The sequence below is a fragment of the Enterococcus canintestini genome, from assembly GCF_001885735.1.
GTDB lineage: Bacteria > Bacillota > Bacilli > Lactobacillales > Enterococcaceae > Enterococcus_C > Enterococcus_C canintestini.
Map to the genome: position 1 here is coordinate 1 of NZ_JXKG01000019.1, position 16,649 is coordinate 16,649.

The window sequence follows — 16,649 nt, forward strand, 5'->3', positions numbered from 1 at the left end:
TTGAAGGGTGGTTATGATTTTTAAAATAAGTTCAATCAGGTGATTAATATCAGAAGTATCATTACTACTTTGTTAATAATCACGTATTTTGAAATACTATGAAGCATAGTTAATTTGACCTACTACACAGCTTGTTAAAAATAAACAATATTTTTTACTGAAATATTATTGCGAGATTGTAAGCAATGCACAAGAGTTCATTATGTGAAAAACAGAAATTATCTTTAGAAAAGTAATTTAGAAGCTAAAATTGATTATTATTTAGATAGTTATAGATTGGAAAAAAGCAAGTTGGAAAAGGTGATAATAAAAAAAGAACAAGGTGATAATAAAAAAAAGAACCTTGAATTATCAAGGTTCTAATAAGAGCCACCTGCCGGGCTTGAACCGGCGACCCCCACCTTACCATGGTGGTGCTCTACCAGCTGAGCTAAGGCGGCAATAGTGTTATTTCTTTGAAGCACAAGCAATATTATAGCGAAGCTAATTCTCAAAGTCAATGCTTTTTAAAGGAGAAATTTAGTTGAATTATTTGCTTAATTTTACGCGGTATTAATTATAAATTGTTTTTTCTATACTTTGGCGTGAATATAATCTGTTATTTACAAACCATTTTATCTGGGCTACGCTATTTACTTTATTTGCCAACTAAAACCCTTCTTTTCGTTCCTAGAGGTCTGAACAACTATATTGTAACTTTAACTAAGGGATTTTTATTTCCTAGCTTTGCGCACGAAATCTGGTTTAAAGCTTAAAATAAAAAATGCGAGAAAAATTTAGCTAATTTTCTCGCATTTTTATTGTAAAACTAAGATTTAAAAATTTGCTATAGTACCGGTTAAATCTTGATAGAGTTCATTCATGAGGGTCTTGTGATTTAATACATTTCCGTGATTGCTGAGTAGTAAAACAGCATTTTGACCGTCTTTACTGATTAACACCATACAATGTTGGGAGGCAATCATGCCATTAGCACGTAGGTAAAGTCCTTTATCGTATTGTCCACCATTATAAGTGGCTTTTGTTTCACGCTGCCACGCGGCATTTAAAATAGTTGGATTTACTAACTTACCAGATAGCAGTTGATGGTAGTACCAGTAGAGATCACCTGTAGTCATAGCTAGATTTCCTGTTCCTAATTCGCGCACAAATTGGCCATTTTTTTCAGTAACGACTTGGCTGTAATCAGCGGCATCTTTTCCGCCATAAGACACAGTGTGATTCGAATTTTGGTACCAATTAGGGTACTCAATAATTTTTAATCCCATTTGCTTAACAAATGTTTGTTGGATAAGTTGTGAATAACTGGTATGGGTAATTTGTCGTAAAATACCTGCTAATAATACGTAGTTTACAGGTGAATAAAAAAAGCGACCACTGTATTTGATTTGCGCATTATTCACAGCAAAATTCACGACTTCTGCTTCATTTTTAACACTTAAAGGAATCTCCGGTAGTGCAAGGCCAGAAGTCATATGCAACATCTGTTTAATCGTGATATTTTCGCTACCATAAATTTGTGGGAAAAATTGGCTTAATGGTGTATCTAAAGTTAAACGACCTGCTTCAATTTGTTTATAGATTAAAGTAGCTGTTAAACTTTTTTGAACCGAACCTATTTGGTAAAGAGAAGCCACACTATTGCGTTTTTGATTTGCAAAGTCTTGATAGCCATAACCTTGTTGCAAAATAATCTGACCATTTTTAACTATTAGCGCAGTTCCGACAAAATTTTCCAATTTTAACCGTGTGTCAAAAGATTCCCCACTTGGTGCTAGTAAATCTTTACTTAGATTTTGATATTCCGCTGCAGATAAAGCAGATGTAATCGTTTCGTTGTTGTTTGTTTCATTTTCTGAGTAACTTGAAGTGCTGGTGCTTTGTTCTGTTGTATTTTCGGTGGTACTCGCTGTGGCAAAGAAAAGACCTTCTCGATTACCATAAAGCCAATACCCTAATCCGCCAACGATTAATACTAAAATTAAAGGAAATATAAATCGATTTTTCTTACTTTTAAAGTGACGTCCCCGCATAATTCTACCTCCAAAATTCAATTTATTTTACTCGTCTTTTTAGAAAAAGAAAAGTATTTTAAAAAAAGTGGAGAAAAAGTTTAAATTAATCTTGCGAAAATTTAAAAGAATTGCTATCATATTGTTACAGTATTCCGGCATAGCTCAGTTGGTAGTAGCGCATGACTGTTAATCATGATGTCGTAGGTTCGAGTCCTACTGCCGGAGTTTAGCTCTCGCTTTATGCGAGAGCTTTTTTTGTGCTTTTGGAATCTTTTTCCGGTGTGAGAAAGATTAATAATTCATACTTTTTATCGCTTTATTTTATGTCATAAAAGTCCTTTAGCGTATGGATTTCCAGTTTTTTTGTGCGATAAAAGAACTTTAGCAATGATACTTTGTAATGGGTTAGTCCTTTTTGTAAAATGCTTGTTAAACAAATGAAAACGTCTTTAAAGGTAAGTTTAAGTTTTATTTGGTATCCTTTTTGTAGTGATAACTACGTTCGTAATGTAAAGGACTAGAGGAGGATATTAAGAGTATGAAGCAGCGATTGGCTTTTTTTGACAATGCAAAATTCATTTTAATGATTCTGGTTGTCTTCACCCATTTACTAGAGCCATTTATTGAGGACTGGCAGGGATATCATAATCTTTACTATTTCATCTTTATTTTTCATATGCCAGCGTTTATTTTGATTGCGGGCTATTTTTCGAAGGGATTGCAAAAGGGGAATCTTAATAAAGTAATAAAGAAAACCTTACTGCCTTATCTAATTTTTCAGCTGATATATTCCAGTTACTATGCTTTGATTGGTTTAGAAGATAGTTTTTCGTGGAATCTGTTGCTACCGAACTGGTCATTATGGTTTTTAGTCAGCCTTTTTTGTTGGCAATGTTCCTTAACACTCTTTAAAAAAATGTCGCCACTTATTGCGATTACTGTAAGTATTCTTTTAGCTTTACTGGTAGGGTATTTACCGTTTATTGATCGAAATCTGGCAATGCAGCGGACTTTTGTATTTTTACCTTTCTTTTTAATTGGGCATTATTTTTCTTGGGAAAAATTAGTGGCAATACGTCAAAGTCATCGCTACTCTTTTGCATTAGTTGGGTTTGGTAGTATCTTTGCTTTTATAAGTCAATTTGAAACGTTTAATAAATATTTGGTATTTGGTTCAAAACCTTATGCAGATTTTCTTAGTGATCCCCAATTAGGCGCTTTTATTCGTTTACTGGTGCTCGTTTTAGGCTTTGTTGGGATATTGTCGTTTTTACTTATCATACCAAGACAAAAGACGTTCTATTCTGATTTGGGGCGCAATACTTTGACAGTCTATTTATTACAAGGTTTTGTAGTCAAAGGATTACGTGCGTTAAATATTGCTGAATTTAATCTAGGTTTTATCGGTTTTATCAGCTTACTTATCTTTAGTGTCGCTTTAACATTTGTGCTTGCCTCACCTAAATGGCAAGAATTTTATACAAATTTTCAAGAAAAGTTTCGCAAAAAAATCCGACAACAATTATAAACATCAAGATGAAAAATTGCGCTTTTTGGTCCGACACTTAGACAAAGAAGTAGAAGAAATATCAGGAAAAGTGCAATAGAAAATAAAATTGTCAGAATTTTCCCATCAGTTGTAATTTTCTGGTGGCAGGAGTAAAATAAAAAAGTATGTTATTTCAATGTGAGAGGATGAAGAAAATGTCAGCAATCGACAAAGAATTGACAGCCAAATTTGCTGCTGCCTTTAAAGAAAACAACAAACAAAACGCATTACAACGAGGGGTAGTAAAAAACGGCATTAGCGCTTCAGCGGAAAATATGAGCGCCCATGTAAATAATGTGCCGGTTTTTTCAGTTGATCTTGCAACTGGGAAAGTCGCCAACCAAATGCAATCCGGTCGGTGCTGGATGTTTGCCGCATTAAACACTTTCCGTCATAAAATGTTGAACGCTTTTAATTTAAAGGATTTTGAATTGTCCCAAAACTATACTTTTTTCTGGGATAAATACGAAAAAGCTAACTACTTTTATGAAAATATTTTGGCTACTGCCTCAGAAGAATTAACAAGTCGTAAAGTGGCATTTCTTTTGCAAACACCCCAACAAGATGGCGGACAATGGGATATGATTGTTTCAATCTTTGAAAAATATGGTGTGGTACCAAAGACAGCTATGCCAGAAAGCAGTAACTCTTCTAATTCACGGGATTTGAATAACTATTTAAATAAAAAATTACGTAAAGATGCCGTTACATTGCGAAAATTAGTCGCTGCTGGTAAAGATGCTAGTGAAATTCAAAGCGCTAAAGAAAAAATGTTAGAAGAAGTCTATAACTTTTTAGCTATTTCTTTAGGTAACCCACCAGAAACTTTTGATTTTGAATATCGTGATGAAGAAAAAAATTATCATTTAGATCAAAATCTTACACCACAAAGTTTTTATGAAAAATATGTCGGAGTAAATTTAAATGACTATGTCAGCATTATTAATGCGCCAACTGCAGATAAACCTTACAACCAATCCTATACAGTTGAAATGTTAGGCAATGTAGTAGGTGGAAAAGAAGTGAAATATCTAAATGTAGATATGACTACTTTCAAAAAATTGGCAGTTGCACAACTTGAACAAGGAGAATCTGTTTGGTTTGGCTGTGATGTTGGTCAATCTTCAACCCGTGATTCTGGTATTATGGCAATGGATGCTTATGATATGAATGACTTGTTTGATATTGATTTTACAATGACGAAAGCTGAACGTTTAGACTTTGGTGAAAGTTTGATGACTCACGCGATGGTCTTAACCGGTGTTGATGTTGTAGCAGGTCAATCAACAAAATGGAAAGTAGAAAACAGTTGGGGCGAAAAAGTTGGCACTAAAGGTTTCTTTGTGATGAGTGATGAATGGATGGATGAATATACTTATCAAATCGTTGTCCGTAAAGACTTGTTAACACCAGAGCAATTGGCAGCTTATGAAAAAACACCAACCGTTTTAGCACCTTGGGATCCAATGGGCGCATTGGCGTAGTAAGGGTGATAGTCCTCTAAAGATCTGCGGGACAAAATGGGCACAAAAGTTTTAAACGAATAATTTTTGGGACTGGATTTTGTCAATTTTGGCAATAATCTAGTCCTTTTTTAAAGAAAAAACCAGTTAAGCTATTCAATTTGAAGACGGTCTTTTTAATTTTCTGTTATACTTTTTATTAAATAAGAAGACGAGCTAAATTTGCCCAGTCATTTAAAAGGAGGCAGAAAAAGATGGTAAAAATTATTCCATTAGAAAAAGCAGAAAATGTCCGTGATTTAGGCGGGTACAAAACCCCAAATGGGACGGTAAAGTTTAACAAAGTAGTACGAGGTGCGAGTCTATCTGATTTATCAGTACGTGATCGAGAAGCGTTACAACAATACGGTGTAACAGATGTTGTCGACTTTCGCTCGCCTAGCGAAGCCAAAGATGCACCAGATAAAAAAATTCCAACGGCAAAAGAGTATTTTTTGCCTGTATTTGGTCATGACGAAACTAAAGCGTCAATTTCGCCGCAAGAACTTTTGAAACAATTGGAACAAGGAATGACAGCTCAAGCTCAAATGATAAAAGTTTATCGTCACTTTATTGAAGATGAGCATGCGAAAAAAGCTTACCAAGAATTTTTACAAATTCTTTTGGCTAATAGTGGTGAGCAAAAAAGTGTCCTTTTCCATTGTACAGCTGGAAAGGATCGAACGGGGTTTGGTGCTGCTTTGGTATTGGATTTACTTGGCGTAGAGCAACAAACGATTATGACAGATTATCTAGCTACCAACCAATATTTAAATGATCGCATAGCAAACATGACCGCAGCAGCTAAAAAACAAGGCGCGCCTGAACTGCTGGTAAATGGGATCGAAGCGCTAATGAAGGCAGATGAGGCGTATTTAAATGAAAGTTATACAGCAGCTAGAGAACATTATGGTAGCTTAACAAACTATGCAAAAGAAGGTTTAGGATTTACAACTGGTGAAATCAGCGATTTACAAAAATTATATCTAACCAAATAGAAGTAAGGAGTGGATGAAGATGTTACCAAAAGAAATCTTAGCTTCATTGGCACCTGATGGTAAGGCGATTCCAATTGCTGGCGGGGATGTTAATCAAAACTACCGGATTGTAACGGATGAAAATAATTACTTTTTAAAGTTTCATCCGGGAATTGAGGAAACTTTTTTTCAAGCTGAAATCAATGGTCTAAAAGAATTGGCTGATTTTGTCCGTGTGCCGCAAGTGTATAATTGGGGTCAAACTGCTGAGGGTTCTTATTTGGTTATGGAATGGATTGAGCCTGGAGAAGGTAGTCAAGAAGAGCTAGCGGCAACTTTGAGTACGCTTCATCACCATACGCAAGAGTTATTTGGTTTTTATGAAGATAATTATATTGGCGTTTTACCACAAGTGAATGCCCAAACAAATAATTGGGTAAATTATTTTTTAACTTGCCGCTTGGATGTGCAAGTGGAATTAGCAAAGCTTCATAATGTATGGAATCCAGTCCGAGAGGAGCAGTATTTACGCTTAAAAGAAGTAATCTATGAAAATTGGCAAAAGCGAGAAGTTGCGCCGAGCTTATTACATGGTGATTTTTGGAGTGGCAATTATTTCTTTGATAAAATGGGACAGCCTGTTTTGATTGATCCGGCTGTTTCTTATGGTGATCGGGAAATGGATCTGGCTATGGCTCAACTTTTTGGTGGGTTTCGGGCAGAATTTTTTCAAACTTATCAAGATTTATTTCCACTTGCAACTGGTTGGGAGCAACGGCAACCCATTTATCAACTATATTATTTACTTGTACATTTAAATCAGTTTGGCGAAAGTTACGGCAAGCAAGTAGATGAAATTTTGCAACGTTTTAACTAGCTAAATTGAGGTGGCAAATTTAGGAGGAATTTTTTGTGGCAGTAAAATATAGCCGCAACCATGAAGTGGCTTATTATGAATGTGATGTCAATCAAACAATGACATTTCCAGCTATGATTGGTGTGGCAATTAAAACATCAGAAGAACAAAGTGATGCCTTAAATCGTAGTGCCGAGTTTATTCATCGCTTTGGCTTAACTTGGGTTATCACCAACTATCATTTTCAAATTCAGCGTTTACCAAAAGTTGGCGAAAAAATTCAAATTACCACCCAAGCAATGGAATACAATAAATATTTTTGCTATCGGAATTTTTGGTTTCACGATGAAGAAGGTAATGAACTGCTTATGATTGAATCTGTTTTTGTCCTGATGGATATTGAAAATAGAAAAATGGCAAGTGTACCAGAAGAAATCATCGCACCTTTTGAAAGTGAAAAAATTAAGCGTATTAAACGTTTTAAAGCAATTCCGAAAATTTCAGCTGGAAAAAGTTTACCTTATCGCGTAAGGTTTTATGATATTGACAGTAACCAGCATGTCAACAATGCCATGTATTTCAATTGGATGATTGATGTATTAGGTTTTGATTTTTTGACGACCCATGTTCCTTATGAAGTAAATATCCGTTTTGACAAAGAAGTGGAATATGGCAATGAAGTGATGAGCCATTTCGAAATTGTAACAGATAATGGGATTGAAAGTCGTCATGAAATTAGAATTGGTGAACAACTTTACTGTGAAGCAAATATTTTGTGGCAAACAAAAGAATTAGAAAAATAGCTAGTGGTACAAGTTTTATTAGAAATACTATCAATAAAATAGCATTTTTGCTAAATAAACCGGATTATGACAAACATAAGTGTCATAATCCGGTTTATTGTCTAAAACTAATTATTTTAGTCTGATTTTATTTATTAATTGGTTATTGTTCAATAAAAGCTTTTAATTCTGCGGTTGTTAGTTGCCGGTTTTTGGCAATTAGTAATTTTAAGCGGGCTTTTTGCGAATTAATGCTGTTGGCAAAAATAATACCCATTTTTTGTAATTGTGCACCACCGCCTTCATAATCATAAACAGCTTCTGCAATACCGTTAAAACAGCGGGAGACTAATACGATTGGAACTTTTTGTGCTAATAGTTTTTTCAATGGCGGAATGGTATCAGGGGGTAAGTTGCCAGCGCCTAATGCTTCAATGACAAGCCCATCAATGTTACTTTGAGCCAATGCTTCAAATAATTCTCCGTGCATCCCCGCATAAGCTTTTACAATTGGAATCATCCCAGTGACGGTATCGACATCAATGTGAGTAGTTGGTAAAACTTCCTGCATAAAAATAATCCGACTTTTGGTAACCAAGCCAACTGGACCTAAAGTTGGGGTGCGAAAAGTTGCAACATTGGTTGTATGGGTTTTTGTCACATAACGAGCGGAATGAATTTCGTCATTCATCACTACTAAAACACCTTTTTCTTTGGCTTCATCGCAAGCGGCCACACGAATAGCGGTCACAAAATTATAAAGGCCATCGCTACCGAGTTCGTTACTAGATCGCATTGCCCCAGTAAGAACAATCGGTAACAAGTTACCAATGGTAGTATCGAGGAAAAAAGCTGTTTCTTCTAACGTATCTGTACCGTGGGTAATAACCACACCATCATAACCACTTAATTTGGCATCTTGAATGCGTTCTTTTAGCTGCAACATTTCCACTGGCGTCATATGGGGACTAGGTAAATTAAAAATATCTTCTACCACTAAGTTGATATTAGCGGGAATTTCTAAATTGGCATCCATTAATGGATTGGCCACATCAGGGCTGACACCACCGGTTAAACGGTCTTCTTTCATAGCAATTGTGCCACCTGTGTGTAAGACTAATAAATTTTTCATACTGCATTTCCTTTCATACTTTGAAATAGGAATAAGTTTTACAGTGTTTATTGTAGCGGATTGCTACTAGATAAACTAGAGCGAAAAAAGATATTTTGATTTTATAAAATAGAGATTTGTCCACTCTTTGTGGTAAACTAAAATGTAGTAAAATGAAAAGGGATAGGATATGATTAAAGCAATTTTTTTTGATATAGATGGGACTCTTTTAGCCGATAATGGCAAAGTCTTATCCAGCACAAAAGAAGCCATTAAAAAAGCGCAGGCAAAAAATATTTACGTAGGTGTAGCGACTGGACGTGATCCAGTGAAGGTTAAAGAACTTTTAGATGACGTTGGTTTGGATATGTTTGTCACTTATAATGGCCAATTAGTTTACACGCCAAGACAAACCATTTTTGCGCAATCGTTTAAGCCTGCTGTTTTAGAAGAGGTGACGCAGTTTGCGGATGCTCACAATCGCTCGATTAATTTTGGGACAAGAAATGAAGTTGCTGGGAGTCGTTTGATGCGGATTGGTCAGTCTGCCGTTGTGCAGCGGCTAGCGCGTTTTATTCCCCGCCGGTTTCCGGTTAAAACGATGCAAAATGTGATGCAAGCTGTCAGCTTTTATAAAAAAGATGATCATTATGAAAAGATGAGTATTTTAAATCAGCCAATCTACCAATGTATGATGTTAAGTCCTGAATCTGAAACAGAGCTTTTGCAAAAAGAACTGCCTAATTGTGGTTTTCATCGTTCCAATTCTTTTTCAGTCGATATCGTGCCAAAAGGTGGCTCTAAGCTAAAAGGCATTGAAGTCTTTTTGCAACATAAAGGGATTGCGGTATCTGAAGCGATGGCTTTTGGTGATCACTACAACGATATTTCAATGTTAAAAGGCGTAGGAATTGGTGTGGCGATGGGAAATGCCAAACGAATCACAAAAGAAGCAGCAAGCTACGTCACAGATACCAATAACCACAATGGAATCGCACAAGCATTGCGCTATTATCATATTATCTAATAAGAGTAAGCAAATGAGTAGGAGTTTCAGTCGATGACAAAACCGTATGAGATGGCCCAAGAATTTCATCAAATTTTTGATGCGCGCATTCCCCAGACACCGACGGCTTTTTCTTTAGAAGAAGCGACATTTCGCGCGGGCTTTAAAATAGAAGAATTAATTGAATTTTTATATGCAAGTACCCAAGACGAAGAAAAATTTCAGCTAGCTGTAAAAAAACTTCATGATGAAGTTGACACGGCAGTCCATAAAATTTTAACAAAATCTCGTGATAAAAAACATTCTGACACGCTAGTCGGGCAGGTGGATGCCTTAGTCGATTTACTTTATTTAACTTATGGTTCATTTGCGTTAATGGGAATTGACCCCGAACCGATGATGGAAATTGTCCATGAGGCTAATATGAAAAAACTTTTTCCAGATGGGAAACCACATTATGATCCAATCACAAATAAAGTGTTAAAACCGGCAAACTGGCAAGCTTTATATGCCCCAGAAGCAAAAATTGCAGCGGAATTAGAACGACAAAAAAACAGCGCTAAACGTGAAAACTGAGCCGACCCCCAAAAGTTAGACCAAAAAGTCTAACTTTTGGGGTTACTTCACTAATTTACGTTTGGTGCTGTTTTTTTTTACTTAGTCAAAAAAAGTATAATAAAGAGTCCGAATAGCGAGTTTTTCTTGTTCTTTATGAATGCCAAACATAATACTAACTTCAGATGATCCCTGGTTAATCATTTCCAAGTTGATTTTTTTGCGGGCTAAAGCAGCGGTGCTTTCAGCAGTACAACCTACTCGTTGGCGCATGCCTTCTCCTACGACCATAATCATCGAAAGGTCATGGGTGATGCGTAATTCATCAGGATCAATTTCATAAGCTAGCGTACGTAGCAATTCTTCTTCTAATGTTTTATCCAATTGATTGGCCCGTAAGACAATTGAAATATCATCAATTCCAGAAGGCATATGTTCATAACTTAAGCCAAAATCTTCTAAAATACTTAAAACCCGGCGCGTAAAACCAATCTCTCTATTCATCAAATATTTATTAATATAGATCATAGTAAAGCCTTCATCACTAGCAATTCCTACGACCGGATTGTCGGTTGCATGACGGGAATTGGTGATTTTTGTCCCTTGGCAATGGGGATTGTTAGTATTTTTGATGACAACGGGAATTTTAGCCCGATAAGATGGCATGAGCGCTTCGTCGTGGAAAACGGTAAAACCAGCATAGGCTAATTCACGCATTTCGCGATAAGTTAACTCTTTGATAATTTCTGGTTTATGAATATAGCCAGGATGGGCCGCATAAATACCATCAACGTCGGTGAAATTTTCATATAAATCAGCTTTTACCCCAGCAGCGACAATCGAGCCGGTAATATCAGAACCACCTCGAGAAAAAGTACAGACTTGACCGCCTTCTGTGTAACCAAAAAAACCAGGGATAATTAAGATCTCTTTTGTATCGGCCCACTGTTTCATTTTTTGATAAGCTTTAAATAAAATCCGCGCATTTCCCGGTTCACTGGAAACGATAATGCCAAAATCTTTAGGATTAACATAGCGGGCATTCATGCCTTTAGCCTGTAAAATACCGGCGATTAATTTGGCGTTATTATCTTCTCCGCTAGCAACGATCTCATCTTTTAAAAATTCATTGCCTGCCACAGGAAGAGAGGCCAATTTTTCTAAATGTGTTTTAATCTCTACCAAGATTCTTTCATCGACATGAAATGCTTTAGCAATCGATTGATACCGTTCAACAATTGTTGCAATTAAATCACCAACATCAAGACCTTTTATTTTGGCTTCATAAAACGCAATCAGGTGGTCAGTCACTTTAGTATCTTCTTGGTCCCGTTTACCAGGAGCAGATACTACCACGAATTTTCTAGTTGGATCAGCGCCAATAATTTCGATGACTTTTTGAACTTGCTGGGCAGAAGCCAGTGAACTTCCGCCAAATTTCACTACTTTCATCATAGTATCTCCTTTTTTAGTTGTTTTAGTAGCAAATGATAAAATAACCGATTTGCTACATTTTACAGTGCCGTTTTATTTCGTAAAGCAAAGCGAGTTTACTAACCAATAAAATCGCATTTAAGTGTTAGGCTGTAATTATTTCTTATAAGGTTACAAAAATCTGCTCTAAAAAGCAAGGTTTATTGCTAAATGGCTCACAAACTAAAATTATCAAAAAAAGATTTTTAAGAGTTTATAAAGAGTTTTTTTGTCCAGCGCTTGTGAAAACCGACTTCTGAAAAAAATTGTAAAGATTTTGCTATTCTTTAGTGCCAGTCTTTTTTCTTTGTGTTATAATCTAGCGTAGATGTCTTCTGGACTGATTGTCATTGTTCAATACTATAGTAGAAAAATTATAGTATTTTAGATAAGAAAAAAAGCTGTCAGGCAGCATATAATACTGATATTTATTTTGAAAGTGGAGGAACCATCAATGGGAAGTAGTAATGTAGTCATTGGAATAGTCATCGCCATTATTGTGGTGGCAGCGATCTTGTATCTGATCAGTTATTTCATGAGAAAGAAAAATCAGGAACGCTTACAAGCACTAGAAGATCGTAGGGAGAAGCTTTTTGATCTACCGGTCTTAGAAGAAGTTGACGATGTTAAGAAGATGCATTTGGTGGGACAAAGCCAAAATACTTTCCGGGAATGGAATCAAAAATGGAATGATATCTCTACTTCTTCTTTTGCAGAACTTGAAAGTCAAATTTTCGAAGTTGAAAGTTTAAATGAAACATTCCGTTTCTTTAAAGCTAAAAACGCGATTGTCGATGCAGAACAAACCATGGATACAATGGAAAAAGAAGTGGCAGAGATTCGCGATGGCTTAAAAGAATTACGCGAAAGCGAAGAACGCAATTCACTAGAAGTTCAAAAAGCTTTGGATGTTTATGAAGACTTGAAGAAGAACTTGCGGGAGCAAGGGGAAGAATTCGGTCCTGCTTATTCAGAGTTACAAAAGCAAATTAAAAATATCGAAATTGAATTTACTCAGTTTGTAACATTAAATACTTCAGGGGATCCCGTTGAAGCGCGGGAAGTCTTAGATAGTGCTGAAAAACATACTTATGAGTTAGAAGATCGGATGAAACGCATCCCAGCGGCTTACGAAGAATTAAATAAAACTTTCCCAGATCAATTAAAAGAAATTCAAGATGGTTACAAAAAACTTTTAGAAGATCATTACGTTTTCCCAGAAGAAAACTTCCAAGCAGAAATTGACCGTGTGAAAAAACGTGTCGAAACGTCAATGGGAGATTTAGAAAAAACAGAAGTTGATACTGTCGAAGTTGCTAATCGTGACACAGCCAGTGGCATTGACTCACTTTACAATGTGATGGAACGTGAAATTAATGCGCGTCGTTACGTGGTTAAAAATAAACCTGTAATTGCCGATTATATTACCCATGCGCACCGCAACAACCATCAATTAATGATTGAAATTGACCATACTGCTCAAAGTTATACTTTAAATCATAATGAATTAGGTCGCGTTCGTGGTTTCCAAAGTGAAATTGATGAATTGACGAAACAAAATAAAGCGTTAGAACCAAAAATGGACGCTCATGAAATTCCATTTTCTGAAGTACAAGCTTTTTATAAAGATGCTTACAAAATTTTAGATGATTTAGAAAATCAACAAGTTGAAATTGACAATGAATTAAGAGAATTACGTAAGGGTGAAAAAGTTGCCCAAGAAAAAGTGGAACAATTTGAATTCCAATTACGCAATTTAAAACGCTTTGTGGAAAAACAACGCTTACCAGGTTTACCAAATGATTACTTGGAATCTTTCTTTATGGCAACTGACCGAGTAGAAGATTTAGGGAAAGCCTTAAATAAAATTCGCGTCAACATGGAAGATGTAAACAAAATCATGAAAAACTGTGAAGCTGACATTAAAGAGTTAGATACTCGAACTCATGACTTAGTAGATGCAGCGGCCTTAACTGAACAAATGATGCAATATGCTAATCGCTATCGGCATTCACATGCTGAAATTAAAGCTGCCATTGAAGGTTCATTAGAACTATTTAACAAAGAATACCGTTACCAAGACGCTTTAGACGAAATTGGTGCGGCCTTAGAACGAGTTGAACCAGGTGCTTTCAAACGAATTGAAAACTTCTACTTCAAAAATCGCGATTTAGTCTAAGGAAAAGCGAGTCCAACTGGGCTCGCTTTTTTCTTTACAATGGAAGTTTTTTATAAATAAAAAAGATAAGCTAAAAAGAGCTTCAAAGCTAAACGACCAGTTAATTTTTCTTAGTTGAGAAAAACCGCTCTTTAGGAAAACATAAAGTATGTTACCTTGAAACAAAACCTATGTCCGTTTATAATAGGAAAGAATTTGAAAAGGGGAGTTTTTTTTCATGATCTATTTTGATAACAGTGCAACAACCGCTATTGCGCCACTTGCATTGGATGCATATATGAAGACGAGTCAACGTATTATTGGAAATCCTTCTAGTCTACACGATTTAGGTACACAGGCTAATCGTTTATTGCAACAAGCACGTAAACAAATTGCCGATTTGTTATCAGTAGATGCAGGAGAAATTTATTTTACTTCGGGCGGAACAGAAGGAGATAATTGGGTTTTAAAAGGTACTGCTCTTGATAAAAAGGAATTTGGTCGCCATATTATTATCTCTAGTGTCGAGCATCCGGCTGTGAGTGAAACCGCAGCTCAACTGGCTGAAAATGGCTTTGAAGTTAGTGTGGCACCGGTCGGAAAAGATGGTTTAGTCGACGTGATGAAATTAAAAGAATTGATCCGTAAAGACACTATTTTAGTTTCTGTGATGGCGGTGAATAACGAAGTCGGAGCAATCCAACCAATTGAAGCTATTAGTGCTGTCTTAGCCGATTATCCTAAAATTCATTTTCATGTCGATGCTGTGCAAGCAATCGGTAAAGTCCCACAAGAAAAATGGCTGACTTCACGGGTAGATTTTGCTACTTTTTCAGCGCATAAATTTCATGGTCCCCGGGGCGTAGGTTTTATTTTTTGGCGTAAAGGTCGCCGTATCGCGCCACTATTAACCGGCGGAGGACAAGAAAATAATCAACGGAGTGGGACAGAAAATGTCGCCGGAATTGTAGCGACTGCTAAAGCACTACGTTTAACACTTGAAAAAAAAGCAGAGCGACCAGATCATGTTGCAACATTACGGAAATATTTATTTGAAGCCTTAGCAAAATATGAAAAAGTAACAATTTTTAGTGGTGAAAAAGAGTATGCGCCACATATTTTATGTTTTGGGATTAAAGATATTCGTGGTGAAGTTTTAGTTCATGCTTTAGAGGAAAAACAAATTTATGTTTCCACCACAAGTGCTTGTTCGAGTCGAAAACATGTAGCAAGTAGTACATTACATGCGATGAATGTGCCAAGTAATCTTGCGACAACTGCAATTCGGGTTAGTCTGGATGAAAATAATACTATGGCAGAAGTTGAACAATTTTTAATTATCTTTCATCAACTATACCAAAAATTTAGTAAAATCAATTAATAGACAGGAGTTTTATTGTGAATTACACAGAAATTATGGTTCGCTATGGTGAGCTTTCAACTAAAGGCAAAAACCGGCGTAGCTTTATTATGCAATTAGCAGAGAATGTTAAAAGTGCATTGGCTGCTTATCCTAACTTAAAAATTGACGCGCAACGGGATCGGATGCATATCTTATTAAACGGCGAAGATAGCACGCCTGTAATTGAACGTTTACAAAAAGTTTTCGGTATTCAAAATTTTTCCCCTAGTTTACGGGTTGAAAAAAATCTAGCTGCTATTAAAGACGGAATTGCAGAAATCATGGCTTATGCTTATACGGGGCATGAGACCTTTAAAATTAATGCGAAACGTTCTGATCACGATTTTGAATTGACGAGTAATGAATTAAATCAAACATTAGGTAGCTATGTTTTTTCTTTGTATCCGGATATTAAAGTACAAATGAAAATGCCAGATATTAATTTACGCGTAGAAATTCGTTTAGATGGCGTTTATTTATCATACGAAACGATTAAAGGTGCCGGGGGTTTGCCAGTCGGAACAAGCGGCAAGGGCATGTTAATGCTTTCTGGTGGCATCGATTCACCAGTAGCTGGATATTTAGCGATGAAACGCGGGGTGGAAATTGAAGCCGTCCATTTTGCTAGTCCACCTTATACAAGTGAACAAGCGCTGCAAAAAGCGAAGGATTTAACCGAAAAATTAACACCTTATGGCGGCAATATTCAATTTATTGAAGTTCCTTTTACAGAAATTCAAGAAGAAATCAAAAAGAACGTTCCCCAAGGTTATTGGATGACGTTAACTAGACGAATGATGTTACGTTTAACAGATGCTATTCGTGAGGCACGTAAAGGTTTAGTTATCATTAATGGTGAGTCATTAGGTCAAGTTGCTTCGCAAACACTACAAAGTATGGTTGCGATTAATGAAGTCTCAACTACCCCAATTATCCGTCCTGTTGTTACAATGGATAAATTGGAAATTATAGAGATTGCTCAGGCCATTGATACTTTTGAGTTGGCAATTCAACCCTTTGAAGATTGCTGTACTATTTTTGCACCACCACAACCCAAAACACGTCCGAATTTAGACAAAGTACATCATTATGAGAAAGCATTAGATATTGATGGTATGATTACCCGTGCTTTAAGTGGTTTGAAAATCGAAGAAATCACTCCGAATGCAACGGATGAAAAAGAAGCAGAATTTGCGGATTTATTATAGATGAAATTTACTGTAAAATCGGTTGAAGTCGGTTTTCTTTAGTAAATTTGAATAA

Annotated in this window: 13 protein-coding genes and 2 tRNA genes; 11 read left to right on the plus strand and 4 right to left on the minus strand. The window is 36.2% G+C overall.

Annotated elements, in window-relative coordinates; genetic code table 11:
* Positions 1–367 precede the first annotated feature (367 nt).
* A tRNA-Thr gene (locus RU96_RS10185) sits at positions 368–440 on the minus strand.
* Positions 441–815: 375 nt separating this feature from the next.
* Entirely contained in the window at positions 816–2,033 is a 1,218-nt protein-coding gene (locus RU96_RS10190; RefSeq protein WP_071865416.1) for a serine hydrolase domain-containing protein, read from the minus strand.
* Between the two features lie 133 nt (positions 2,034–2,166).
* Here RU96_RS10190 and RU96_RS10195 point away from each other — a divergent pair.
* The 6 genes from RU96_RS10195 to RU96_RS10220 all read left to right on the plus strand — a co-directional run bounded on the left by RU96_RS10195 (position 2,167) and on the right by RU96_RS10220 (position 7,702).
* A tRNA-Asn gene (locus RU96_RS10195) sits at positions 2,167–2,240 on the plus strand.
* Positions 2,241–2,553: 313 nt separating this feature from the next.
* Positions 2,554–3,543, plus strand: a complete 990-nt coding sequence (locus tag RU96_RS10200) for an acyltransferase family protein (RefSeq protein ID WP_071865417.1) — start codon at positions 2,554–2,556, stop codon at positions 3,541–3,543.
* A gap of 176 nt (positions 3,544–3,719) precedes the next feature.
* Entirely contained in the window at positions 3,720–5,048 is a 1,329-nt protein-coding gene (locus RU96_RS10205; RefSeq protein ID WP_071865418.1) for a C1 family peptidase, read from the plus strand.
* A 233-nt stretch (positions 5,049–5,281) separates the two neighbouring features.
* A complete protein-coding gene (locus RU96_RS10210; RefSeq protein ID WP_071865419.1) occupies positions 5,282–6,064 on the plus strand; it encodes a tyrosine-protein phosphatase in 783 nt (260 codons plus the stop codon).
* Between the two features lie 19 nt (positions 6,065–6,083).
* Positions 6,084–6,920, plus strand: coding sequence for a fructosamine kinase family protein (locus RU96_RS10215; protein WP_071865420.1), 837 nt, complete (start codon positions 6,084–6,086; stop codon positions 6,918–6,920).
* 35 nt (positions 6,921–6,955) lie between these two features.
* Positions 6,956–7,702: an acyl-ACP thioesterase domain-containing protein gene (locus tag RU96_RS10220; RefSeq protein WP_071865421.1), complete on the plus strand. Its 747-nt coding sequence runs from the start codon at positions 6,956–6,958 to the stop codon at positions 7,700–7,702.
* A 142-nt stretch (positions 7,703–7,844) separates the two neighbouring features.
* On the opposite strand, the gene RU96_RS10225 is transcribed toward RU96_RS10220, so the two are convergent.
* Complete coding sequence (locus tag RU96_RS10225; protein WP_071865422.1) at positions 7,845–8,813, minus strand: asparaginase; 969 nt, start codon at positions 8,811–8,813, stop codon at positions 7,845–7,847.
* Positions 8,814–8,982: 169 nt separating this feature from the next.
* Between RU96_RS10225 and RU96_RS10230 the strand changes: the two genes are divergently transcribed.
* Positions 8,983–9,819 (plus strand): Cof-type HAD-IIB family hydrolase, encoded by an 837-nt coding sequence (locus RU96_RS10230; protein WP_071865423.1) that lies wholly within the window; start codon positions 8,983–8,985, stop codon positions 9,817–9,819.
* A gap of 33 nt (positions 9,820–9,852) precedes the next feature.
* Positions 9,853–10,374 carry a pyrophosphohydrolase domain-containing protein gene (locus RU96_RS10235; RefSeq protein WP_071865424.1) on the plus strand — a complete coding sequence of 174 codons (522 nt, stop codon included), beginning with the start codon at positions 9,853–9,855 and terminating at the stop codon, positions 10,372–10,374.
* An 81-nt stretch (positions 10,375–10,455) separates the two neighbouring features.
* On the opposite strand, the gene RU96_RS10240 is transcribed toward RU96_RS10235, so the two are convergent.
* Positions 10,456–11,805 carry an aspartate kinase gene (locus RU96_RS10240; protein ID WP_071865425.1) on the minus strand — a complete coding sequence of 450 codons (1,350 nt, stop codon included), beginning with the start codon at positions 11,803–11,805 and terminating at the stop codon, positions 10,456–10,458.
* Positions 11,806–12,280: 475 nt separating this feature from the next.
* On the opposite strand from RU96_RS10240, the gene ezrA reads away from it, so the two are divergent.
* The 3 genes from ezrA to thiI all read left to right on the plus strand — a co-directional run bounded on the left by ezrA (position 12,281) and on the right by thiI (position 16,594).
* Complete coding sequence (gene ezrA, locus RU96_RS10245; RefSeq protein ID WP_071865426.1) at positions 12,281–14,005, plus strand: septation ring formation regulator EzrA; 1,725 nt, start codon at positions 12,281–12,283, stop codon at positions 14,003–14,005.
* A 217-nt stretch (positions 14,006–14,222) separates the two neighbouring features.
* The gene (locus tag RU96_RS10250; RefSeq protein ID WP_071865427.1) at positions 14,223–15,365 is read left to right on the plus strand and encodes a cysteine desulfurase family protein; all 1,143 of its coding nucleotides are present in this window, start codon (positions 14,223–14,225) and stop codon (positions 15,363–15,365) included.
* 17 nt (positions 15,366–15,382) lie between these two features.
* The gene (gene thiI / locus RU96_RS10255) at positions 15,383–16,594 is read left to right on the plus strand and encodes a tRNA uracil 4-sulfurtransferase ThiI (RefSeq protein WP_071865428.1); all 1,212 of its coding nucleotides are present in this window, start codon (positions 15,383–15,385) and stop codon (positions 16,592–16,594) included.
* Positions 16,595–16,649: the final 55 nt, after the last annotated feature.